The 24,164-nt window shown below is 31.8% G+C and carries 20 protein-coding genes; 5 read left to right on the top strand and 15 right to left on the bottom strand.

Annotated elements, in window-relative coordinates; translation table 11 throughout:
* The first annotated feature begins 31 nt into the window (after positions 1 to 31).
* The gene (locus EV697_RS04870) at positions 32 to 1,057 is read left to right on the top strand and encodes a S1 family peptidase (protein ID WP_132023235.1); all 1,026 of its coding nucleotides are present in this window, start codon (positions 32 to 34) and stop codon (positions 1,055 to 1,057) included.
* A 115-nt stretch (positions 1,058 to 1,172) separates the two neighbouring features.
* Here the strand turns inward: EV697_RS04870 and EV697_RS04865 are convergent, their stop codons facing one another.
* From EV697_RS04865 to EV697_RS04840, 6 genes are all read right to left on the bottom strand, one after another.
* Entirely contained in the window at positions 1,173 to 2,186 is a 1,014-nt protein-coding gene (locus EV697_RS04865; RefSeq protein WP_132023233.1) for an aldose 1-epimerase family protein, read from the bottom strand.
* A gap of 11 nt (positions 2,187 to 2,197) precedes the next feature.
* On the bottom strand, positions 2,198 to 3,484 hold the full coding sequence (fucP, locus tag EV697_RS04860) for an L-fucose:H+ symporter permease (protein WP_132023231.1): 1,287 nt from the start codon (positions 3,482 to 3,484) through the stop codon (positions 2,198 to 2,200).
* Between the two features lie 12 nt (positions 3,485 to 3,496).
* Positions 3,497 to 4,420, bottom strand: coding sequence for a ribokinase (gene rbsK, locus EV697_RS04855; RefSeq protein WP_132023230.1), 924 nt, complete (start codon positions 4,418 to 4,420; stop codon positions 3,497 to 3,499).
* 552 nt (positions 4,421 to 4,972) lie between these two features.
* Positions 4,973 to 5,599 (bottom strand): nitroreductase family protein, encoded by a 627-nt coding sequence (locus EV697_RS04850; RefSeq protein ID WP_132023228.1) that lies wholly within the window; start codon positions 5,597 to 5,599, stop codon positions 4,973 to 4,975.
* Positions 5,600 to 5,710: 111 nt separating this feature from the next.
* Positions 5,711 to 6,145 (bottom strand): MarR family winged helix-turn-helix transcriptional regulator, encoded by a 435-nt coding sequence (locus EV697_RS04845; protein ID WP_132023226.1) that lies wholly within the window; start codon positions 6,143 to 6,145, stop codon positions 5,711 to 5,713.
* A gap of 265 nt (positions 6,146 to 6,410) precedes the next feature.
* On the bottom strand, positions 6,411 to 6,602 hold the full coding sequence (locus EV697_RS04840; RefSeq protein ID WP_132023224.1) for a hypothetical protein: 192 nt from the start codon (positions 6,600 to 6,602) through the stop codon (positions 6,411 to 6,413).
* 248 nt (positions 6,603 to 6,850) lie between these two features.
* Here EV697_RS04840 and EV697_RS04835 point away from each other — a divergent pair, with 248 nt between their 5' ends.
* From EV697_RS04835 to EV697_RS04825, 3 genes are all read left to right on the top strand, one after another.
* Positions 6,851 to 8,674 (top strand): glycine betaine ABC transporter substrate-binding protein, encoded by a 1,824-nt coding sequence (locus EV697_RS04835; RefSeq protein ID WP_132023222.1) that lies wholly within the window; start codon positions 6,851 to 6,853, stop codon positions 8,672 to 8,674.
* The gene (locus EV697_RS04830; RefSeq protein WP_132023220.1) at positions 8,667 to 9,404 is read left to right on the top strand and encodes an ATP-binding cassette domain-containing protein; all 738 of its coding nucleotides are present in this window, start codon (positions 8,667 to 8,669) and stop codon (positions 9,402 to 9,404) included. The genes EV697_RS04835 and EV697_RS04830 overlap by 8 nt, the downstream gene beginning before the upstream one ends.
* 228 nt (positions 9,405 to 9,632) lie before the next feature.
* The gene (locus tag EV697_RS04825) at positions 9,633 to 10,706 is read left to right on the top strand and encodes a Fic family protein (RefSeq protein ID WP_176672797.1); all 1,074 of its coding nucleotides are present in this window, start codon (positions 9,633 to 9,635) and stop codon (positions 10,704 to 10,706) included.
* 117 nt (positions 10,707 to 10,823) lie between these two features.
* On the opposite strand, the gene EV697_RS04820 is transcribed toward EV697_RS04825, so the two are convergent.
* From EV697_RS04820 to guaB, 9 genes are all read right to left on the bottom strand, one after another.
* On the bottom strand, positions 10,824 to 13,844 hold the full coding sequence (locus EV697_RS04820) for a type I restriction endonuclease subunit R (protein ID WP_132023218.1): 3,021 nt from the start codon (positions 13,842 to 13,844) through the stop codon (positions 10,824 to 10,826).
* A gap of 25 nt (positions 13,845 to 13,869) precedes the next feature.
* Complete coding sequence (locus EV697_RS04815) at positions 13,870 to 14,460, bottom strand: restriction endonuclease subunit S (protein ID WP_207904093.1); 591 nt, start codon at positions 14,458 to 14,460, stop codon at positions 13,870 to 13,872.
* Between the two features lie 50 nt (positions 14,461 to 14,510).
* Positions 14,511 to 15,803, bottom strand: a complete 1,293-nt coding sequence (locus EV697_RS04810) for a restriction endonuclease subunit S (protein WP_207904092.1) — start codon at positions 15,801 to 15,803, stop codon at positions 14,511 to 14,513.
* A complete protein-coding gene (locus tag EV697_RS04805) occupies positions 15,796 to 16,800 on the bottom strand; it encodes a virulence RhuM family protein (protein ID WP_132023214.1) in 1,005 nt (334 codons plus the stop codon). Before EV697_RS04805 ends, EV697_RS04810 begins: the two co-directional genes overlap by 8 nt.
* Entirely contained in the window at positions 16,793 to 18,376 is a 1,584-nt protein-coding gene (locus EV697_RS04800) for a type I restriction-modification system subunit M (RefSeq protein ID WP_132023212.1), read from the bottom strand. The genes EV697_RS04805 and EV697_RS04800 overlap by 8 nt, the downstream gene beginning before the upstream one ends.
* Before the next feature lie 91 nt (positions 18,377 to 18,467).
* Complete coding sequence (locus tag EV697_RS04795) at positions 18,468 to 19,277, bottom strand: ORF6N domain-containing protein (protein WP_165906471.1); 810 nt, start codon at positions 19,275 to 19,277, stop codon at positions 18,468 to 18,470.
* A 170-nt stretch (positions 19,278 to 19,447) separates the two neighbouring features.
* On the bottom strand, positions 19,448 to 21,019 hold the full coding sequence (guaA, locus tag EV697_RS04790; protein ID WP_132023210.1) for a glutamine-hydrolyzing GMP synthase: 1,572 nt from the start codon (positions 21,017 to 21,019) through the stop codon (positions 19,448 to 19,450).
* 111 nt (positions 21,020 to 21,130) lie between these two features.
* A complete protein-coding gene (locus tag EV697_RS04785; RefSeq protein WP_132023208.1) occupies positions 21,131 to 21,463 on the bottom strand; it encodes a hypothetical protein in 333 nt (110 codons plus the stop codon).
* Positions 21,464 to 21,475: 12 nt separating this feature from the next.
* Positions 21,476 to 22,939: an IMP dehydrogenase gene (gene guaB / locus EV697_RS04780; RefSeq protein WP_132023206.1), complete on the bottom strand. Its 1,464-nt coding sequence runs from the start codon at positions 22,937 to 22,939 to the stop codon at positions 21,476 to 21,478.
* A 164-nt stretch (positions 22,940 to 23,103) separates the two neighbouring features.
* On the opposite strand from guaB, the gene birA reads away from it, so the two are divergent.
* The gene (gene birA, locus EV697_RS04775; RefSeq protein ID WP_132023205.1) at positions 23,104 to 24,036 is read left to right on the top strand and encodes a bifunctional biotin--[acetyl-CoA-carboxylase] ligase/biotin operon repressor BirA; all 933 of its coding nucleotides are present in this window, start codon (positions 23,104 to 23,106) and stop codon (positions 24,034 to 24,036) included.
* The last annotated feature ends 128 nt before the right edge of the window (positions 24,037 to 24,164 follow it).

Below are 24,164 nucleotides of genomic sequence, written 5' to 3'. Positions count from 1 at the left end.
ATAATATTATAAATAGGATAATGCTCTCTATATGAATAATTTTAATAATCAATCAAAACGTACAATTTATTTAATGAATTTAATTTCAACGCTATTATTGGGCTTTTTTCTAATAAGTTGTGCTGATGTAACTCGACAAGGTGTTGCATTTGGCATTCGTCATGATGTTCCTTTAGCTAAGTACGAGCAAGCTACTTTAAATAAAAAACAGTTGGATATTCCAGATTTATCGCCAGTGATCCAATTTGCTTATTCAGTAGATGGTAAGTCAGAGGATGAAGAAGTTATTGCATCAGGTATTTTAATTAATTCTGAATGGATATTAACCGCTGCTCATAATTTTTATGTTGCAGAAGAGCAGAGTGCCCCAGTTAATCCCGATAGGGTAATCGTTAGAGTTGGTAAAAATCCTAATGAACCAGAGGCAGAATATACAGTAGATAAGATTGTATTACATCCGACTTGGATAACTCAAGGTGATGGTTTTACTCTAGGTAATGATGTCGCGTTGGTTCATTTGTCTGCGCCAATTACAAATATCAAGCCTGTAAAAGTTATCAACCATAATGATCTTGAGCCTCTTGGTAAGCCTGTATGGTTTGCTGGTTTTGGTGATTATTCTATGACAAAGAATCAAGATGAAGATAGTTATAGTAAACTGCATTTGATAAATAATATTTTAGATAGACGTGTATCTGGTATTATCACAGAAGAAGACGGAAAAACATATTCAGGTGGCTTACTCGCTTTTGATTTTGATAGCCCTGATCAGACTCACAACAGTTTAGGTGATGATTTTATTGGTGAAGATGAGCAATTATTAGGTACAGGCACTAGTCAATCTGAAGCACTACCTCTTGAAGGTACCACAGTAGAGGGTGATAGCGGTGGTGCGTTGTTTGTTAAGAAAAATGGTCAATGGGTGGTGGCTGGAATACTTTCTGGGGGGGCTGCCGATCCTTATCTTGATTTTATTGATGGTGACTATGGTGATATTAGTATTTTCACTCGTATTGCTGATGTTAGACAATGGATTGACTCGGTGATTAGGCGTTAGTTTATCTAGTGTTTATTGAATATTTAACTATCATTTAGTTGAAGATATTAAAAATAAAGAGCTGAGATAATCAGCTCTTTATGATCTTATATGGCATTTAAAATGCTTTTATTGTTTATTCTATTCCTGTTGTTACAGTAAATGATCTTGTTTCTTTTGGTGCTAACATAATTAATGAACCTGAATTTTTTGCGGCTAAGAAGCCTTCAGGTCTGCAAGTTGCAGGAAGAACAAAAGCACCTACTTGCTGATCTGAATTAAACAATATCCATCTTGTTGCAAAATTGAGTTCCTTAGATGAGAATTTAGTAATATAAGAATGACCTTTAGGTGAGTGCATTTTAAATTCTAAAGATTCTTGATATTGTTGTAAATTATCCATAAAGAATACAATTTCAGGATCATACATTTCATCATCATTTAATGATTCTAAAGTATAGTTTCCTTGTTTAATTTTATCATTAAAATCCAGCCATTTTGGCGTAGGTTTAACGTGTGCAGGTATGGATTGTCTTAATGAAATTACTTCATTTGGTATATTTTGACTAAATGATGCACCGTGTTCATAGCAATAATTCATATGGCACATATATTGTAGTGGCATTTCAACATTAGCTAGGTTCGTTACTTGCATTTTTATATCAAAAAGGCTACTACCACTTTTTAAGGTAACTTCTGGTTTGGCTAAGTAATGATCACCAAAGCCTTTTACATATTCAAATGAACCAGAAACACTAATAGAATTTTTTTCTAATACTAACCAGGCTGAATCCATTAATGCACAAGGCATTTCCCCGTGTAATGGGTGATCATCTTCAGGGCTTGGGCAACCATTACGGATTATGCCAGAATGAAAAGCAAAACAACCATAAGTATCAATAATTGATGTTCCTACTTTAGGTTCGTTAAACATATTTTTCATTTTTAGGTTATGCCCTTCAAATACGGCGTCCCAAATAATTTGACCATAGAATGGAAGTACAACAATAAATCCTTTGCTATTACTTACTCTAAGGGCTTCTATTCCCGAAGAATATTTAAAACTTACAACTTGAAATTCATCATTTTCCAATATGGTATTTTCTTTTTGGCTAAATTGATTTTTAGTCAGAGATATTGTCGTTTTCATAAATATTTCCTCTATGCATTATTTTTTAATTTACCGAAGAAGTAGTATCCTACATAGGCAAAGCATAAAAGTGGAACAATAAAGGCAATTTGCAATGATCCTAAAGAATCAGAAACGTATCCATGAATAGCTGGTACAACTGCTGCTCCAATAATTGACATAACAACAACCGCACCAGCAACTTCTCTATGTTGTTGTTCTACTGTGCCTAATACTGAAGCATATATTGTTGCCCAACAAGGTCCAAATAAAACACTTGCGAAGATGGCTGCATAGACAGCAGAAAAATCATGAACAAAAGCGGTATAGCCTAGTGTTATTACACCAATTACGGAATACCACATTAGCACTGCATCGGATTTGAATTTAGTCATTAAGAAATTAGCAATAAATTTACCAACAAAGAAACCAATAAAGCTATAAATCATAAAATTAGAAGCATCTCGTTCATTCATATCACTAAGGTTTAAAGCTAATCTTATGGTAAATGACCAAACTGCAACTTGCATACCAACATATAAAAATTGTGCTACGATTCCTTTTTTAAAGTCTTTATTTTTTGCAAGATATTTTAATGTATCCATAAAGTGAACTTCTTTATGTTGCTCAGAGGATACCGCTTTACATTTTGGAAATTGAGTAATTAGGAAGAGAACTGTTACAGCAACTAAAACGAAGATAAGATATTTATAAGGTTGTAATGTATGTTCTAGCATTGATAATTTAAATTCATGCATTTGTTCTGGTGTCATTCCAACCATTTGTTCACCTAAGCTTGCTCCTTCTTGGAAGATAAGATATTTTCCTAATAAAATACCTGCAATAGCACCAATAGGATAGAATGTTTGGCTTATATTTAATCTCAATGTAGCATAATCTTTATGCCCAATCATTGAGCTATAAGTGTTTGCTGCGGTTTCTAAGAAACTTAATCCAATTGCAATAGAAAAAATAGCCGCTAAAAACATTGTATAAGTAGCCATATGAGAAGCTGGATAGAACATTGAACAACCTACAATATACAAAGTAAGACCAATTAAAATGGCAATTTTATAGCTTGTTTTTTTAATTACTAACGAGGCGGGAATCGCAATTAGGAAGTATCCACCATAGAAAGCACTTTGAACTAATGCACTGGCAAAATCACTTAATGTAAATACACTTTTGAATTGAGTAATTAAAATATCATTTAAGCTTGCGGCAGCTCCCCATAACGGAAACAAGCAAGATAGTAAAATAAATTGAAATATTGGTGTTTTATTTAAATAGCCATCAGGCATTTGTTGTATATTTTTCATTAGTGTAACTCCTTATTTATTAACTGAAAGTTTATAATTATCAAATTGATCTTTTGTTGGATAAGAAATTTGTGTTCCTTGTCCCGTAACGCTATATGCAGCAAATAAGGACGCCATTTTCATGGAATGGATTACATCATTAGTTGATATATAATAATGAGCAAAGCAACCAATGAATGCATCGCCTGCACCACTAGTATCAATAGCATTGACTTTATGAGGTTCTATAAATGTTATTTCGTTACCTCTTAGCCATATAGAACCTCTTGCTCCAAGTGTAACAATAACGTTCTTTAATCCTTTCTCTATTAAAGTACTTGCGGCAGTTTGAATTTGTTCTATGGTCTGTACTGGTAAGCCTGTGAGTATTTCTAACTCAGTTTCATTCGGCATAAAGAAATCACATTTACAAGCATAGTTAATGTCTAGATCTTTACTTGCTGGTGCTGGGTTGAGGATTACAGGAATATTGTGCTTATTTCCAAAATCAATGGCGTAATACACAGTTTCTAAAGGTATCTCTAATTGAAGGATAATTAATTTACATTGTTTGAGTGCATTTTCCGCATTATCAATATCTATTGGTTTTAAATGTTCATTTGCACCTTTTATAATCAAAATTCGATTTTGCGATGATTTATCGACAAAAATAGGTGCGACACCACTGGAAACTCCATCTACTTTTTGTACATAATTTGTATCTATGCCGTATTGTTGTAGGTTTCTTATTGTATTTTCAGCAAAAACATCACTTCCAACTTTGGTTAACATCATTACTTTAGCACCAAGCTTTGCTGCTGCAACAGCTTGATTGGCTCCTTTACCTCCACAACCTAATTTAAAATCTGGTGCTTCAATAGTTTCACCTGGTTTTGGCATATCATTAATATAAGTAATTAAATCAACCATATTTGAACCGATAACCGCAATATCCATAACTATTCTCCTTAAATATTAATTATTGTTAAAATGGTAACAAATTTTATATTTATCAGTATATATAAAATAAGTTGTTAATAAAGTGACAGCGATCACATATTGTGAATATTTTTTCATTATAAGATAAAATGATGAAATACTTTTAATTAGAAAATTTAGTAACATTCTCAGTAAATGCTAATAATATTTTTATTAAATAATGTGTTATTGATTTATTATGATATATATTTATAGATATGTTACTTTTTATAGCTTTTTATAAAAATGTAATAAAAATAACAATTTTTAAATGTTATAATTTAAACAGTTAATGTGATTTAATTTTAAGTATTAATATAAAGAAAGTATTCGTAATTTATGAATATTTGTGTATTTTTATGGAATAAAATATGAGAACTATTATGTAGTTAAGGTGGGGTAGTTCATAAAATAGTTTTATATTTAGTTTTAGAGTAAAGGGAATGAATTTAGTCAATATCATTCCCTAAAGTAGTAGTCTATCGATCAAGTAAAAATTAGATAGAAATTTTTATTTGATATTAAATGCTTTTACTTAAATGTCGTTATCTCTTCAGCATCTAATCGAATACTACCATGTGATTGATAGTTAGCTTTACCTATGGCGATAATCATAACTGGGACATATCTTTCTTTATCTATACCTAACGCATTAGCAATTTTATCTTTTTCAAAACCGCCAATCGCATTAGTATCATAACCATGAGCTCTGGCAACAAGCATAAATTGCATTGCTGCAAGGCTTGAATCAATTAGAACTAGATCATTCATAATATTTTTAGGGGCATTTTCATATTCTGGTATAAACATTGCCATTAGTTGCTCTTTAACTTCTTGTGGCATAAGTCCTTTATTTACCATTCTAGAATATATTTCTTCCGCTTTTTCGTGGCATTTCATATCACCGAAGAGCACGATCATTGCAGCTGATGTATCGTTTTGTCTTGTATTAAATTTAACTAATGGTCTTAATATATCTTTACCTTCTGGCGTATCCACAACCACAAATCGCCATGGCTGAATATTAACAGAAGAGGGGGCTTTTACTGCTTCATTGATCATTTCCAGCATTTCTTTACGTTCTATTTTTACATTTTCATCAAATACTTTAATTGATGTTCGGTTAAATACGATGTCTTGGAAATCATTGTTTTTCATTTTTTCTCCTTAAGAAAAATTTATTTTTGTTTAAATTGGATTGTTTTATATCTATAAATAAGAAAATAGGCATTTGATAATGAACGTCTGTATATCTAACAGTAATATTTCTTACCATTTATTTTCATTAATTAATTTTTGCATTATTTTTCCCAATTCTTCGGTTTCTTGTTTGGTTAAAACTGAAAACTTTTCATCTAAAATGTTAGAAAATAATACCGCACTTTCTTTGACATATTCTTTAGCACAATCAGAAAGCTCAATCAGATATTCCCTGTTATCATTTTCATTAAGTGTTTTAGTTACATAGCCTTTTTCTATAAATTTTTTAATAATTTTAGTTCCTGCAGGTCTAGAAATCTTTGCACTATCTGAAAAATGGGCTAAGTTTGATTTTTCTAATTTAGCGATTATTTTTAAATAATATTCATCATAGGCACTTATTTCGGTTATTTTTGAATTAGCCTGTTCTTTTTTCTTTAAAAATATGCGGTATGTTTTTTCTCTAAAATCACATAAATTTTTATATAATTCTGAATTATCCATAGAAACCTTTATTTAGTTACTTTGGTAAATAATTAACCTTGTTAATTATTATGTGTTTTAATTATATTAAAGTCAAGGATTATGGAAAAAGATATTTTCTATTTATTAATCACATTTTAGCTTTATCTTTCGTATAAGAACTTTTTATACTGCGTGAGCTACGCTTAGGAAAATATATAGTGAAGTGTTATAGTTAGCTGATATTGGATACGGAAAACAACAAGCCTTGTTAAACAAGGCTTTTTAATTATTTATTTTAATATGCTTATTTTTTAGCATCAAAGTTAGCAAGATTTTTCTTGATTAACTCGTTTGCATCTTCTGTTTTTGTATAAGGAGGTAATAGATCCTTTAGTTTTTTACGGTTCTCTTTACTTTCAGAAAGTCCGTATTTTTTTAATAAATAATTTAATTCATGATCTTCGCTTTGATTGACGAACATACTATCTTTAGACATATAGCCTCCTTCATTATGGATAAATAGTTACATATTATTTCTACAATATGCAATTCCTATTCTGAATAAAAACAAACCAAATATCAAGTAATTAAACCATTTTATTTATAACATTTTAGGTATTTTAAATTTTATGATAATTTGATCTATATTATTCTTTTGCTATATTTGGAAATACTTATTTTATAAATTAAAATAGATCTTTATTTGTGCTATTGATGTTGTAGTAAATTAAATGAGAAATATAAATGAAAAAATTTTTGAGTAATATACTTCTATTCTTTTGCTTTATCCCCTTGGGATACGCCGATCAAGAACCGATAAAATTTGGTGGTTTAACTTGGGAAAGTGGACAATTCACTGAGGCGGTATTACGAAATATTGTTGAAAAAGGTTATGGCTATCCCACTCAAGAAGTTTCTGCAACAGGCGTCGCTCTTGAAAATGCGTTAATTCAAAATGATATTCAAGTGATCAGTGAAGTCTGGATGGGACGCTCAGAGGTAATGGATCAGGGGCTAGCACAAGGAAAAATAAGGGTAGTGGGGGATACTTTAAAAGGTGGTGCTACACAAGGTTGGTATATTCCTGACTATCTACAAGAACAGTATCCTAATTTAAAATCTATTTCTGATTTAAGTAATTTTTCTCATCTTTTTTCTGATCCTAAAAATTTAAAGAAATCTCGTTTTTTAAATTGTCCGACTGGCTGGACTTGTGAAATTTTTAATACTAATTTATTACGTAATTTTAAATTAGAACAAACCTTTAATAATGTTCATCCTGGAACAGGGGTTGCCTTAGATAGTGAAATATCTTCTCATTACGAACAAAAGAAACCGCTATTATTTTATTATTGGCAACCAACAGGTTTGATGGCTAAATATAAATTTGTCCCATTAGAATTTCCTAAATATGATGCAAATTGTTGGACTGATTTATTAAAACCTGAAACTAATAACCCTTGTGTTTCGGGGTTTCCAGTTTCACATTTGTCTATCGCTATTTCTGAAAATTTTGCTCAGCAATATCCTGATTTAGTCTCATTTTTTCAAAAAGTACAATTTGAGTCTAATGAATTAAATCAACAAATTTTAGAAATGACAGAGAATATTCGAACAGGCGAAGAGCAAGCAATAATCTTTTTACAAAATAATTCAAATCGTTGGAAACAATGGGTGAGTAATGACGTAGCGGAACGCTTAGAGAAACAACTTTATCCAAAAACACAATCAAATTTTTTCCCTGAATGGTCATTGCAAAATAAATTTAATTTATGGCTTAAGGGCTTTGTTCAACAACACGGCGATTGGTTTCGTCAAATCAGCCATAATTTACAATATTATATTTTAAGTCCTGTGGCGCATTTTTTTGATACAGTACCCGCTTGGTTATTTATTGGTATTGTAGGTTTGGTCATTTGGCATAGTACAAAACAATTAAGCTTTACGTTGTTAGGTTCATTAGGGTTATTTTTAATTGGATCTTTTGGTTTATGGCAAGCCGCTATACAAACTATTTCATTAATGTTCGTTTCCATTGGCTTAACTGTCATTATTGGTATTCCTATTGGTGTCTTATTAGCGAAATACCCAAGAATTTATCGTGTTATTTTACCTCTACTCGATATTATGCAAACTATGCCTAGTTTTGTGTATTTGATACCTGTATTAATGCTATTTGGCATAGGGGAAGTCCCAGCTGTATTTGCTTGTATGATTTATGCGATTGTACCACTAATTCGTTTAACCGTATTAGGTATTCAACAAATTGACAAAGAACTTATTGAAACAGGAAAAGCGTTTGGGAGCAATCGTTGGCAAATGTTAGCTTGGATTGTTCTACCGCTAGCAAAACCACAAATTATGGCAGGAATTAATCAAACCGTTATGATGTCTCTTTCTATGGTGGTATTAGCCTCTATGATTGGTGCATCAGGTTTAGGGCAAATTATTTTACAAGCGATACAAACATTAAATGTAGGGCAAGGTTTACAAGCAGGTGGTGCGATTGTGATTCTAGCGATTATCGTTGACCGAGTTACCCAAGGTTACGGAGGTAAAAGTGAGTAGTATTGAATTTAAAGGTGTAACAAAAGCTTATGGTAAAAAACGTGCACTGGATAATATTACCTTGAACTTACCGAGTAACCAAATTAATTGTATTATGGGATTATCTGGCTCAGGAAAATCAACATTACTGAGACATATTAATTGTTTGCTTGAACCGACATCAGGGGAAGTTTGGGTAAATGGGCAAAATCTAATGGAATTAAATACCAAAGCATTACAGCAATTTCGTCGTAAATGTGTCAGTATGGTATTTCAACATTTCGGCTTATTACCTCATCTTTCGGTGATCAAAAATATTGAATATGGTTTACGAGTTCAAGGTGTTGAACCAAAAGAGCGGTACAAAAAAGCGTTATATTGGTTAAATGAAGTTGGCTTAAAAGATAATGCTGACAGCTTTCCCCAAGATCTTTCTGGCGGAATGAAACAACGAATTGGCATTGCAAGGGCATTTGCTTGTGAAACGCCCATTTTACTAATGGACGAACCATTCTCCGCCCTTGATCCAATTACTCGTACTGGCTTACAAACCTTGTTGTTAGATCTACAAAAAAAATGGCAAAAAACCGTCATTTTTGTTACCCACGATCTTGATGAAGCACAACGAATAAGTGATTATGTTGTGCTATTAGATCAAGGAAAAGTGATCCAAACTGGTACTTTTGATGATTTTCTTACATCACCAGCCACCCCGTATGTATTGGAGTTTATGAAGAGCAAGGCGGAGTAAAAACTTTAGGAATTTTGACCGCAGTTTGCAATTTATTCATTAAATATCGATACCCAAAATATAAAATTTTAGTATCTATTATAAAAATACACACCAAAAAATGGGAAAATTGGTGTGCATTATTGTCATATACATCAAAAAATGGGAAAATTGGTGTGTATTTTTGATATATATTGAAAATATAAAATTTGTCATTTCCTATCAAAGAATATATTTATAAGGAACATTATGAATATCCAATATCAACTCCCTGATTTATTTAATTTATCTGAAATTGAAACGAAACGGGTTTTCAAAGCTTGTAATCAAGCTCATCAGGCATTAGGTGAGTTAAAAGGGATTGTGAATACTATGCCAAATCAAGGTATTTTATTGGGAACACTACCCTTACAAGAGGCAAAAGATAGTTCCGAAATTGAAAATATTATTACTACTCAAGATGATATGTATAGTAGCAATTATGAAACACAACAATTTAGTTCATTAGCTGCAAAAGAAGTACATCGCTATGCCCATGCTATGCATTATGCTTTTGATGAAATTAAAAAATATCAATTAATTACATTGACAACCATTAAAACAATTCAAGAAATTTTAGAAAATAATAATGCGGGATTTCGTTGCCAATCAGGTACAAAATTAATCAATCAAAGAACGGGAAAAAATGTCTATACGCCACCGCAAAATATTATGGAAATAGAATACCATATGTCTCTTCTTACTCGTTTTATTAATGATTCTGATGAAATAGATTATGATCCATTGGTTAAAATGGCACTTATTCATCATCAATTTGAAAGTATTCATCCATTTTATGATGGTAATGGGAGAACTGGGCGTATCATTAATATTCTTTATTTGATTCAACAAGGATTGTTAGACACCCCCATTTTATATTTATCTCGTTATATTAATCGCAATAAGGCAGATTATTATCGTTTATTACAAGACGTTAGAGATACTAAAAATTGGGAAGATTGGCTTGTATTTATGTTAACAGGTATAGAACAAACCGCAAAAGAAACGATTCTATTAGTACTTGAAATCAAACGATTGATGGGTAAACATAAACAACTTCTGAAAGAAAAAGCTCCTAAATTGTATAGTCATGAATTATTAAATAATTTGTATAAATATCCCTATACAAAAGTAGATTTTGTGGCGAAAGATTGTGATATACATCGTAATACCGCACTTCGCCGACTAACCGAATTAGAACAATTAACTATTGTTCGCCGTATTAAACTTGGTCGTGAAACATTTTATGTTAACACTGAATTGTTTGCATTATTAGCTAAATAATTTTATTAAAATAAATAAGTGGTATTAAATATCATAAAAAATAATGAAATCTAGTATCTATTATAAAAATACACACCAAAAAATGGGAAAATTGGTGTGTATTTTTTTATTCTAAAACTAAATTCCGATAAATATATCAACTAGCTTTTTCATTTTTTCTAATACTGTTAATTTTTTGGCTTCTCTTGCACCTTGTCGTCTGGAAGTCGGTGGGAGTATGCTATCAAGTTCAGCACCAGAATATTCTACATAGCCTTTATGTATTGATTTTTCTATAAATCTTTTAGCTTCGGATTTTAAGTTTTCATCATCAATTAGTTGATTAATTTTGAGTGTTTTTTCTTGCTTAGCATAGGTATAAAAAGTATCAAGAATATCAGTAGTATTTTTTAATTCTGATAAATTTGTTGTATTAATAAATTCAATAATTAATTCTTCTTTTGCTCTCGTACCCAGACTTGAACGGATAACTCGGCGAATTTCAGTATTTAAAGCCTCTGTATCATTACTTTCTTTCGATTTTTCTAAAATTAATTTTAAAATATAATCAAGATTGATTTCATCGGTTTTTAATAAATCAATTTGAAATTCAATATCAGAAAAATCGATCTGTATTTTCTCGCTTTCCTCATTATGTTTAGCGTTGATGATTTCTTCCCTTATATCAACGTAAACACTTTTCATATTTTGCATTTGTCTATCTGATATACCACTATCGAAAGTTTCAAATTCATCATAATTTCTTAAAATATTTTCAGATTTAAGGAGTTCACCGAATAGTTTTACAAATTCTTTCTTATCACTTTCAAGGTAAATTTCGGTTGGATCAGGGAACTTCTCAAGAATTTCAGTACAGATTTCTTTATACCCTTTTATGAGATCACCAGATACTTCATCTTTAAAGCCATTTATGTATTCATCGTAACTTTTTTCTAAAATAACATTGACACTGTTTTCATCTCCAAAGGTTTTAATCGCCTCTTGTGTCGCTTTTTCTAAATCTCGGAAACAAACAATATTTCCAAATGTTTTTACTTTATTTAAAATACGATTTGTTCTTGAAAACGCCTGAATTAAACCGTGATATTTTAAGTGCTTATCTACAAATAATGTATTTAAAGTCGGTGCATCAAAGCCAGTTAAAAACATTCCCACAATAATTAAAAGATCGACTTCCTTATTTTTTACTCTTAAAGATAAGTCTTTGTAGTAATTTTGAAATTCATAACCATTTGTAGAAAAATTTGTTTTAAAATAACCGTTATAATCTATAATTACCTTATCTAAAAATTCTTTTGCGGTGCTTTCTAAAGCGGTAGGCTCAAAATCTTCTTCTGGGATTTCTCCTACTGCAAATTGTTCTTCATTTGCTGAAAAACTATATATTGTTGCAACTTTTAACCTTTTTTCTTCGGGGAAGTTAGCTTGTTGTTTTTGAAATTCATCATAATATAATTTTGCTGCTTCAACACTTTGTACCGCAAACATTGCATTAAATCCATTTAAACGGCGGTGTTTTATATCATAATATTCATTACGATGTGTCTTTGTATTAAATACATTTAAAATATGCTCGGTAATTTTGGTAATTCTATCAGGGTGGAGTAGCATTTTTCGTTCAAGTTGTTTCAACACCTTTTCATCAGTTTCAATTTCAGCTGATTTAAACTCGGAAACAACATTATTATAATCCACTTTAAATTTTAAAACTTTACCATCACGAATAGCATCGGTTATCACATAACTATGTAATTGTGCACCAAAAATAGCTGATGTAGTTTCCCCACCTAGTGAGTTTTCTGGAAAAATAGGTGTTCCTGTAAAACCAAATTGATAATAATATTTAAAAGATTTTTTGATATTTTTTTGTGCTTCACCAAATTGTGAACGATGACATTCATCATAAATAAGTACACAATGTTTATTATAAATATCGTGTTTAGGGTTTTTCTTAACAAACTCATTGAGTTTTTGAATAGTAGTTACTACTATTTTATTATCTTCTTTCTCAATAGCGAGTTTTAACTCTTTGGTGTTTTTACTGCCATTGACGCTATCTTTTTGAAAACGTTGATATTCTTTCATTGTTTGATAATCAAGATCTTTTCTATCTACAACAAAGAATACTTTATCAATGCAATCAAGTGCGGTGGAAAGTCTTGCAGTTTTGAACGATGTTAAGGTTTTTCCTGAACCCGTGGTATGCCAAATAAATCCCCCAGCTTCCGTTTTTCCTGCTTTTTTATTCTCATAGCTTGATTTGATTTTCCACAAAATTCGTTCTGTTGCTGCAATTTGATAAGGTCGCATAATCAGCAACGTGTTATTCGTATCAAAGATGCAATATTTAGTTAATACTTCAAGCACTGTACGGCGTTCAAAAAATGTTTTTGTAAAATCTTCTAAATCTGCAATTACTCGATTTTTAGCATCAGCCCATTCACAAGTAAATTCATAGTTATTTTTACTTTGTAACGTGGTATTGGCAAAATAGCGAGTTTGCGTGCCATTAGAAATGACAAAAATTTGTGTATATTTATAGAGAGAATGTTCAGTATTAAAACTTTCTTTTTTATAGCGGTGAATTTGATTAAAAGCTTCTCGAAGACTAACACCACGCTTTTTCAGTTCAATGTGAACAAGGGGAAGACCATTTACCAAAATTGTTACATCATAGCGGTTATTATGTACACCTTTTTGTGATACTTGATGAGTAACTTGTAGCCTATTATTATGAATATCGTCTTTATCAATAATTTTAATATTTTTTAAATGACCATCATCAAAGATAAAATCATAAATATGGTTTTCCTGTATTTTTCTCGTTTTTTCGATCATTCCGTCATTAGGTGTATCAAGATATTCCATTAAAAAACGTTGCCATTCTTCATTGGTGAAGGTTACTTGATTTAAACGTTCAATCTGTGTTTTCAGATTTTGATAAAGCTCATCAGCGGAAGATGCAGAAAATAATGTATAACCTTGAGAGATGAGGTTTTGAATAAGATGATGTTCTAACTCTTTTTCTGTTTGATGGCTTTCTTGCACACAGGGTAATTTCTCATAACAGGCTAAGATAATTCCATTTGTCATTTCTGCAATGGTTGATGTGTTATAGTTTGCCTTTTGTTCTGACATCTCATTCACCTTTTTTATTTAAACGCTATTTCGAAAAATTTAATAGTTTTTCACGATAATATTCATATTGTTTTTGTCGTTGTTCGATTTCTTTTGGTAATCCTGTATTAAGATCGTTCACTAATGTATCAAATTTATCAAGAATCGATACGATATATTCTTGAACAGATAAAGGGGGTAGTGGTATTGTAAAAGCTCTAAAACCCTTCATATCAACAGATGAAAAATTAGATTTAGTTGTATTATTTTTGCACCATTCATCAAGTAGATAGCAATAATAATAGATAAATTTAATATCTATTTTATTTTTAAACTCTTCTTTTACTCTCAAGTTTGTAAATCTCTGATTAGCTAAATAAGGCACCGTAATCAATGCATGTTCTCCGATTGTAGCAGACGTGGAAATAATGATAGAATTTTCTTCAAATAAATTCCCATTTTTTATAGCTTTATTAGATACTTTTTGTAGCGAATTATTCAGTATATTTCCATTTTTTCTTATATCTTCCATTTTGAACCATGGAATATTTCCATTTTCCCAAAATTCACTCTTTGATTTTGAAGGAGTATACCCATTTCTTAATTCAAATATTTCCTCTAACTTTTTCCACCGCACTTTTTCATATAATTCAACACCAACAATTTCACAAACTTCTTTTAATAATGCTAAGAAGTCGCTATCATTTTGGTTGCGTTGCGTTGCGTTGCGTTGCGTTGCGTTGCGTTGCGTTGCGTTGCGTTGCGTTGCGTTGCGTTGCGTTGCGTTGCGTTGCGTTGCGTTGCGTTGTCAGCTATATTATCAAATGTCAATAATTTTTCTCGATAATATTCATACTGTTTTTGTCGTTGTTCGATTTCTTGTGGTAACAGACCTTGAGTATCTTCCAGCAGTTGTTGAAATTTATCTAAAATTTCTACGATTTTGTTTTGAACTAAAATATTAGGTATTGGAACTTTATAGTTATCAGTAATTCCTGTTGATATTTGCGGTAGTTTACCTGACGTTGCATTATTTAAAAAATATTGAATATTACTTTCTAAGTAATAAAACAAAAATTTTATATTTAATTTATTCTTATCAATAGAAGAATAAGACCACATTTCATTTTTATGGCTAAATAATTTATCATAAAATTCAAAGTTAATGTTACCACGAGATTTTACAATAATACTTGGTTTATCAATTATATATTTTCTATCTTCTATATCGTTATAATTCACGTTCGCAGTAGTATTTCCACCAGCAAATAATCTAATTGGAGCATTTATGTTATGAATTTCTTTCATTTTATTTGCTGTTATATTAATTCCCCTTTGTCTTAAGCAAATATCACTTATTTTATTCCATTCAATATTTTCTATATTATAGATTTCTTTTGTAATTTTATTTAAATAATCTTCACCTAACAACATATCTCGATAATAAGTATATTGTTTATTTCTAGACTGTAATTCAGACTGTAATTCAGACTGTAATTCAGTAACATAATTTGTGAAACTGTCAAGAATATTTACAATTTTCTCTTGGGTTTTAAGAGAAGGGATTGGGATTTCTATTTTTGAATATTTAGAGATCCAAAGTCTTTTATGTTCAGTCGTATCAATATTAATGGTTTGTATATAGTGGTAACAATATCTAAGAGTTACATTTTCTTTAGCTGTTAATATTTTCATTGCTGATGATTTTACTTTAAAATTAAAATCAACCCAATGATTACTAGCTGTAAAATCATCAAATATGATCACAGGATTGCTTTTATTAGCCTGATATATTCCTTCTTCTTCATTCGTAAATCCTAAGATAAATGTTTGTCCCGCAGTTAAAACTGGTATATTGTATTTGTTATTATAATTCGTATTTTTAACAATATATTTTGTAGGTTGTTGATAATCCAACAGGCTTTCCAATTTCTTCCATTCCACTTTTTCATTTTTTAATAATTCTTCGATTTTAGTCATAATGCTTACCGCCTGTTTTGGCTTTTTTCTCAATAGCTTTAATTTCGTTTAAATAATCTTTTTCTACTTGCGTAAGGTTTTTTTGCATAAATTCTTTATATTCTTGATTGACCTTTGTTTTCATTTCCTCTCGAGAAATTGAGCCATTATCAGTGAGCAAGTCTTCACCAGTGGCTTGGAGAATCTTATCAATATGCTCAACCCAATCTTTCATTTTCATTAGTGTTTCTTTTTCAGCTTGTCGTTGAGCAAAATCAAGATAACCAGAAACAAGCTGATTTAAGCCTCTCAATTCTATTTCTGAAAGGTAATTTTTAGCAATTTCGGCTTCTTTTTTAGTGGGTAATTCACCTTTAAATAGGGTTAATCCCATAAATGGTTTTCCAGCATCAACCCTGTTATAGATGAGTTCGCTAGCTGTATTATGGTGAATAGCGTAGTGCATTTTATTTTGTACATTCGCAAAAAAATGTTTAGCATCATCAGAATTAGGGTCATAGTCAATACTTGTGGCGAAGAGATCTAACACTTGTCGATAAAATACTTTTTCACTTGAACGAATATCTCGAATGCGATCCAATAGTTCTTTAAAATAGTGACTACCGCCGAGATTTTTTAGCTTTTCATCATTCATTGAAAAGCCTTTAATAAGATATTCTTTGAGTACTGTTGTGGCATAATGCCTAAATTGTATTCCTCTTGCTGAACGTACTCGATAGCCTATGGCGAGTATCATATCTAGGTTATAAAAAGCAACACTTCTGGAAACTTCTCTGTTTCCTTCTTTTTGAACTGTCAACTTATAGTTGACAGTTGATAATTTATTTAACTCATTGTCACTAAAAATAGCTTTAATATGTTTGCTGATGTTTTGTTTTGTAGTATCAAATAATTCAGCAATTTCTAATTGGTTTAGCCAAATAGTACCATCTTGAAGGTGTAGCTCAATATTCGCTTTGCCATCTTCTGTGTTGTAGATAATCATTTGATTATTCATCTTCAAGTTCCATTACAATTTTATTGATGGCGGCTCGCAATGTATCAATTTTAGCAACGGTTTCTTCAATTTCTTTATTTAATACTTTAATATCAATTATTTCTCTCGTATCTTCTTTCTCAACATAGGTAGAAACAGAAAGGTTATAATCATTTTCTTCTATTTCAGCTTTATCGACATATTTTGAAAAATATTCTTGATTTGAACGATTTCTAAATTCTTCAACGATATGATCAATATTTTTTTCTTCTAAAATATTATTATTGGTTTCTTTTTTAAATTCTTTACTTGCATCAATAAATAAAACTTTATTTTCAGTTTTATTCTTTGCCATAACTAAAATACAAGTCGCAATAGAAGTGCCAAAAAATAAGTTTTCAGGTAGTTGAATAACACAATCAACAAAATTGTTATCCACTAAATATTGGCGAATTGTTTTTTCTGCTCCTTTACGATAAAAAATACCAGGGAAACAAACAATCGCCGCTCGCCCTTTACTAGAGAGATAACTTAATGCGTGCATAATAAAGGCATAGTCGGCATAGGATTTCGGTGCCAGTTTTCCTGCGGGAGCAAAACGTTCATCGTTGATTAAAGTTGGATCGCCATCGCCTACCCATTTAATTGAATAAGGCGGATTAGAAACAATCGCGTCAAAAGGTTTTTCATCATTGTGTAACGGATTGAGTAGAGTATCCCCACGTTTAATAGAAAAATTATTATAATTAACGTTATGAAGAAACATATTCATACGAGCAAGATTGAAGTTTGTCATATTAATTTCTTGCCCAAAAAAGCCTTCGTCAATAATATGCTCTTCAAATTGTTTTTTCATTTGTAAAAGTAATGAACCACTACCACAAGTTGGGTCATATACTTTATTGATATTAGTTTTACCGTCCATTACTAATCTGGCTAATAATTTAGAAACAGTTTGTGGCGTAAAAAACTCGCCTCCAGATTTCCCTGCATTACTGGCATAATTAGAGATTAAATATTCATAGGCATCACCAAAAGCATCAATATCATTATCTTGAAAATTGCCAAAATTGATATTGGCAATACCCGTTAAAATATCAGCAAGACGTTGATTTTTTTCAGCAACTGTTCCACCTAATCGATTACTGGTTGTATCCACATCTTCAAATAACCCTTTTATGTCATTTTCTGATGGAAAACCGACCGCACTTGCTTCAATGGCTTTAAAAATATTCGCTAAATCAGTATTAAGATTATCATTTTTCTTAGCTGTTTTTACTACGTTAGCGAATAGCTGGCTAGGTAGAATAAAAAATCCTTTATCTTCTACGGTATTTGGTCGAAAATCTTGTTCCGCTTCTTCATCGCTGATCTGTGTATAATCAAACTCTAAATCCCCAGCTTCACGTTCTGCAGAATTGAAAAACTCTGTCATATTTTCTGAAATAAAACGATAGAATAAGATACCTAATATATACTGTTTAAAATCCCAACCATCTACCGCACCACGTACATCATCAGCAATCGCCCAGATTTTTCGATGTAATTCGGAACGCTGTGTTGCTTCATTGGTGGTTTTTAACGATGTATTATCCATTTTTTTATCTACCTTGTTTTATGAAATTATTATATTTTTATTGGATTATTGTATATTAGATAGGAGGGTAGGTAAAAAACTTTTCTTGGGATTACATTATTTTATTTATAAGACTTTGACACAATCTTATATCTTCTATCTTAGTGATTCCAAAACTCTTTTTCCCTGCATCTTTGATCGATGCACCTATATGATAAACTTCAGCTTTGTCTATAATTAGGAATCTATCGTGAAAATCTGTAGTAGTTTTTACTGATAATTTAGGGTATTGAGCATTAAATTTATTTATATCTTTTGTTGATAAGCTTCCTTTACCAGCCGTTGCGATAACAATATCTACGTCTTTATTTTTCTTACATAAAATATTAAGTGTATTTATGTCAACATAGTTATCAATTAAAATTATCTCTCTTTTAGCCTTAGCAATAAGCCCAATAATAAAGCTAAAAGCATCATAGATTTGACCATCAAAGAAAATATTCTGTTTTACTTCTGTATTTGTCCCTATATAGTTAAACACTGCTTCTAACTTTTTATCCATTTCTAATTGTTTAATCTCTACTCTATCTAGACGGGAAAACATTTCTTTATTAGAAAGTAAGAAATTACGCATTTCAACAAAAGTATCCATAATTTTTATGCTGACGGCTATTGCAACATCACTTTTAAGTACAGCAGAAAGCATTGCAATACCTTGTTCTGTAAAGGCGTATGGCATATATCGTCTGCCACCATAATTAGTTAAACTTGAGGTTCCATTTTGGAATCTCAAGTTGTTATATTCATCCTCTGTTAGTTGAAAACAAAAACGTTCGGGAAATCTAGCTGCATTTCTTTTCATTGCTTTATTCAAATTACCTGTAGTGACTTGATATAGTTTTGCTAGATCGCTATCAAGCATTACTTGTTTGTCTCATAAAGTATAAATCATATGTTTTATATCGTTATTTTCAGCAATAACAAGATTTTTATTTCCTATCATTCTTTTCCTTTTCTTTAGAAATAGCGTTGTTTTCATAAAAAAGACTGATAATTTTCTTTTATCAGTCTTTTAGATTAATTTTATTTATCTTACTCCCACTCAATCGTCGCTGGTGGTTTTCCGCTTACGTCATAAACCACTCTCGATATTCCATCTACTTCATTAATAATACGGTTTGAGATTTTACCGAGTAGGTCGTAAGGTAGATGAGCCCAATGTGCGGTCATAAAATCAATAGTTTCTACGGCACGGAGTGAAACAACCCAGTCGTATTTGCGACCATCGCCCATTACACCAACGGATTTTACAGGTAAGAATACCGTAAATGCTTGGCTCACTTTGTAGTACCAGTCTGAGTTGTATAACTCTTCGATAAAGATTGCATCGGCTTTACGTAGTAAATCACAGTATTCTTTTTTGATTTCACCTAAAACACGTACGCCTAAACCTGGTCCAGGGAATGGGTGGCGGTTAAGCATTTCAGCAGGTAAACCTAAGGCTAAACCAATTTTACGTACTTCATCTTTAAATAATTCACGCAAAGGCTCTACTAAGCCAAGTTTCATATAATCAGGTAATCCACCTACATTGTGGTGTGATTTGATAACGTGGGCTTTGCCTGTTTTGCTTGCCGCAGATTCGATCACATCAGGATAAATCGTACCTTGTGCTAACCATTTTACGTTGGTTTGTTTGTGAGATTCTTCATCAAATACATCAACGAAAACTTTACCAATCATTTTACGTTTGGCTTCAGGATCTTGAATTCCAGCAAGGGCAGATAAGAAACGATCTTCGGCATTTACTCGGATAATATTTAAACCGAATTTATCGCCAAACATTTCCATTACTTGATCGCCTTCATTTAATCGTAGTAAACCATTATCTACAAAAACACAGTGCAAGTTTTTACCGATTGCACGATGAAGGAGTAGGGCAGTAACGGAAGAGTCAACACCACCAGATAAACCTAAAATTACTTCATCATCACCTACTTGTTCTTTGATGCGAGCAACGGCATCTTCAATAATATTTTCTGCTGTCCATTTAGTTTCACAACCACAGATATTGACGACGAAATTAGTTAGTAACTGTAAGCCACTTTTAGTATGAGTTACTTCTGGGTGGAATTGAACACCGTAGAAATGGCGTTTTTCATCTGACATTGCTGCGATAGGGCAGGTTGGGGTTATTCCTGTAATTTGAAAATTTTCAGGTAAACGTGTTACTTTGTCCCCATGACTCATCCATACATCAAGTTTTGGCGATGAGGCATTAATATCATCATTTAGCTGTGCGAAAAGTGTATCAGTTGATGTTAATTCAACGGAAGCATAACCAAACTCTCGGTGATCGGAAGACTCTGTTAATCCACCTAATTGCATTGCCATTGTTTGCATTCCATAGCAAATTCCTAATACAGGTACGCCTGCATTAAATACATATTCGGGGGCTCGTGGACTATTGTCTTCAGTGGTACTTTCAGGTCCGCCAGATAAGATAATCCCTGTTGGGTTAAATTCTTTGATTTGTGCTTCTGTAACGTCCCAAGCCCAAAGTTCGCAGTAAACTCCAATTTCACGCACACGACGAGCGATAAGTTGAGTATATTGTGAACCAAAATCTAAGATTAAAATTTTATGATTATGAATATTGTTCATTTGTTACCTTATAGGTGAGTTAAGGAAAATATTACAATAATATTAATAAAACCTCTCCTAACTGAATAAACTAGGAGGGGTTTTTAATATTAGTGAATTATGATAAATGTGTTATTTCAATTCTAGAATACCAAAATCTGTTCCATCATTCATTTCATTCGCTCTCATTCTTACTTTGAGTTTTAATGTTTTGTTACAACCACTAGTTGTCCAAATCTCATCAGCTATAATTATTTTTGAACGATCAGGTGTCATTTTTACATTTACTATTTCAGTATGTATTTTTTCAGGATTACAGGATGTTTTACTCCTAAAAAATAAACGAACAGAGTTTTCCACATCAGATTTCAATATTCCATCTGTAATGGTTTTTCCAGTGTAAGTTGGTCCTAAAATAGAGCAAGATGTCAATGAAAATAGAGATATAAATAGTAATCTTTTCATTTTATTAATTTATTAACTCATACGATAATTCGGTGCTTCTTTTGTGATTGCTACATCGTGCACGTGGCTTTCTTTGATACCTGCACCACTAATTTTTACGAATTGTGCTTTTGTACGTAATTCGTCAATTGTTGCACAGCCCGTTAATCCCATACAAGAACGTAACCCCCCCATTTGTTGATGGATAATTTCTTTTAAATAACCTTTGTATGGAATACGTCCTTCGATACCTTCAGGAACCAGTTTATCCGCGGCATTATCTGATTGGAAGTAACGATCTGATGAGCCTTTTGCCATTGCTCCTAATGATCCCATTCCACGATAAGATTTGAAAGAGCGACCTTGATATAATTCAATTTCACCCGGAGCTTCTTCTGTTCCCGCAAACATCGATCCTACCATTACGCAAGAGGCACCAGCGGCGATTGCTTTTGCAATATCACCAGAATAACGGATACCGCCGTCAGCAATAACAGGAATACCACGTTCAGCAAGTGCTTCTGCCGCATCGGAAATGGCAGTAATTTGTGGTACACCTACGCCTGTTACGATACGAGTGGTACAAATTGAACCTGGTCCAATACCAATTTTGACCGCACTTGCACCAGCGTCAGCTAAAGCAATAGCCCCTTCGGCTGTCGCAACATTACCTGCAATAATTGGTAGATCAGGGTATTTTTTACGTGTTTCACGAACACGCTGTAATACGCCTTCTGAATGGCCGTGTGATGAATCAATTAATAGTACATCAACACCCGCTTTAACGAGAGCATCAATACGTTCTTCATTGCCAGCACCAGCACCAACGGCTGCACCGACACGTAAACGACCAAATTCATCTTTACAAGCATTTGGTTTTTGTTCAGTTTTTTGGAAATCTTTTAAGGTAATCATTCCTTCAAGTTTGAAGTTATCGCCAACAACTAATACTTTTTCAACACGGTGAATATGCATTAAATTAAAGATTTCTTCGCTAGTTGCCCCTTCTTTTACGGTAACTAATCTGTCTTGTGGTGTCATCAATTCTGATACTGTTTTTTTCATATCTTTCATAAAACGGGTATCACGACCAGTAATAATACCAACTAACGTTCCTGTTTTATCCACAACAGGAAAACTAGCAAAGCCATTTTTCTTCACTAATTCAGACAATTCACCTAAAGATAAATCAGGCGTAACTGTAATCGGATCAGTAACAATACCACTTTCGAATTTTTTTACTTTACGAACGCGATCTGCTTGGCGTTCGATAGACATATTTTTATGAATAAAACCAATACCGCCTTCTTGAGCTAATGAGATTGCCAGTTTGGCTTCGGTTACTGTATCCATAGCAGCGGATAACATAGGGATATTTAAGCGGATAGTTTTGGTTAATTGAGTGGATAGATCGGCTGTATTAGGTAGTACTGTTGAATGAGCTGGAACAAGTAAAACATCATCAAAGGTGAGTGCTTCTTTTATTACTCTTAACATAGCAATATTCTCTCTTTATTATAGGTTAAAATTGAAAAAAACGATAAAAAATATTGCGACGGCATTATACAGGCAAGATTAAAAATAGGGAATTATTTTTTTGAAAAAATAGTATTTTCTTGTAGTATGTGAATCAATTTAACACAGATTAGGTATATTGGAATATGTTAGCATTATTAGCAGCTTTAGCCGATGGAAATAAGTATCAAATTTCAACCTTGGTGTCTTTATTAAATAATACCGAAAAAGAAATACAACAAAAAATAATTACATTGCAAGCACAAGGTATTGCTATCCGAGTTACTTCAACATATTGCCAACTCATTCCACAACTTTCCTTGCTTGATATTAAAAGTGTAAAGCAGAAATTACCTTATCAAATTATTTTTAAACCAATTATTAATTCAACTAATCAATTTCTTTTAGAAAATATCGAAAACTTAAATAAAGGTGATGTGTGTTTAACAGAATATCAATATTCAGGTAGAGGACGTAGAGGTCGTCAATGGCATTCACCTTTTGCAGGGCAAGCGATTTTAAGTTTTTATTGGACATTGTCGCCTACTATTTCAATAAATGGATTGAGTTTAGTTATTGGTTTAGCAATAGCGGATACGTTAATCGAACTTGGAGCATCGGATATTGAATTAAAATGGCCAAATGATGTGTTATTAAAAGGTCGAAAATTAGCTGGTATTTTAATTGAATTAAGCAATCATAAAAATGGTTTAATTAATCTCGTGGTTGGTTTAGGGATTAATTTATCTATACCAAAACAGAATAGTAAAATTGATCAACCTTGGGCGGAATTAATCGAAGTATTACCGAAAATAGATAGAACAGAATTAACAATTCAATTAGTCAACAAACTGTATCAATATTTACTTATTTTTGAACAAGATGGTATAGCTTTTTTTAGGGAACGCTGGTTTGAATTAGATCATTTCTTAGGGCAAGAAGTAAAAATTATTAGTGAAAAAGAAGTGATTATGGGGATTGAAAAAGGTATCAATAATGAAGGCTTTCTTATTTTAGAAAAAGCAGATAATAGTCAACTAGAATTCAATGCAGGGGAAGTGTCTTTGCGTAAAGTTTAAATCATCATAACATAATTAAAAAGTGCGGTTAAATTGATCTGCTCCCCAAAAGTTGGACTCTAACCAACAAATTAAGGAGCAGATTTTTATGACTAAATATACTCAATCTTTTAAAAAGCATGTTGTGG

It is taken from the genome of Bisgaardia hudsonensis (genome assembly GCF_004345785.1).
GTDB lineage: Bacteria > Pseudomonadota > Gammaproteobacteria > Enterobacterales > Pasteurellaceae > Bisgaardia > Bisgaardia hudsonensis.
Note: the sequence above shows the minus strand (reverse complement) of the source record. Positions and strands in the feature narration are given on the sequence as shown.

Coding starts and splice junctions, on each gene's coding strand:
- EV697_RS04870 (WP_132023235.1), top strand. CDS start 32: ATGAATAATTTTAATAATCAATCAAAACGTACAATTTATTTAATGAAT.
- EV697_RS04850 (WP_132023228.1), bottom strand. CDS start 5,599: ATGAAAAACAATGATTTCCAAGACATCGTATTTAACCGAACATCAATT.
- guaB (WP_132023206.1), bottom strand. CDS start 22,939: ATGTTAAGAGTAATAAAAGAAGCACTCACCTTTGATGATGTTTTACTT.
- EV697_RS04820 (WP_132023218.1), bottom strand. CDS start 13,844: ATGTCAGAACAAAAGGCAAACTATAACACATCAACCATTGCAGAAATG.
- EV697_RS04835 (WP_132023222.1), top strand. CDS start 6,851: ATGAAAAAATTTTTGAGTAATATACTTCTATTCTTTTGCTTTATCCCC.
- EV697_RS04800 (WP_132023212.1), bottom strand. CDS start 18,376: ATGGATAATACATCGTTAAAAACCACCAATGAAGCAACACAGCGTTCC.
- EV697_RS04825 (WP_176672797.1), top strand. CDS start 9,633: ATGAATATCCAATATCAACTCCCTGATTTATTTAATTTATCTGAAATT.
- birA (WP_132023205.1), top strand. CDS start 23,104: ATGTTAGCATTATTAGCAGCTTTAGCCGATGGAAATAAGTATCAAATT.
- rbsK (WP_132023230.1), bottom strand. CDS start 4,420: ATGGATATTGCGGTTATCGGTTCAAATATGGTTGATTTAATTACTTAT.
- guaA (WP_132023210.1), bottom strand. CDS start 21,019: ATGAACAATATTCATAATCATAAAATTTTAATCTTAGATTTTGGTTCA.
- EV697_RS04805 (WP_132023214.1), bottom strand. CDS start 16,800: ATGAATAATCAAATGATTATCTACAACACAGAAGATGGCAAAGCGAAT.
- EV697_RS04845 (WP_132023226.1), bottom strand. CDS start 6,145: ATGGATAATTCAGAATTATATAAAAATTTATGTGATTTTAGAGAAAAA.
- EV697_RS04865 (WP_132023233.1), bottom strand. CDS start 2,186: ATGAAAACGACAATATCTCTGACTAAAAATCAATTTAGCCAAAAAGAA.
- fucP (WP_132023231.1), bottom strand. CDS start 3,484: ATGAAAAATATACAACAAATGCCTGATGGCTATTTAAATAAAACACCA.
- EV697_RS04785 (WP_132023208.1), bottom strand. CDS start 21,463: ATGAAAAGATTACTATTTATATCTCTATTTTCATTGACATCTTGCTCT.
- EV697_RS04810 (WP_207904092.1), bottom strand. CDS start 15,803: ATGACTAAAATCGAAGAATTATTAAAAAATGAAAAAGTGGAATGGAAG.
- EV697_RS04840 (WP_132023224.1), bottom strand. CDS start 6,602: ATGTCTAAAGATAGTATGTTCGTCAATCAAAGCGAAGATCATGAATTA.
- EV697_RS04795 (WP_165906471.1), bottom strand. CDS start 19,277: ATGCTTGATAGCGATCTAGCAAAACTATATCAAGTCACTACAGGTAAT.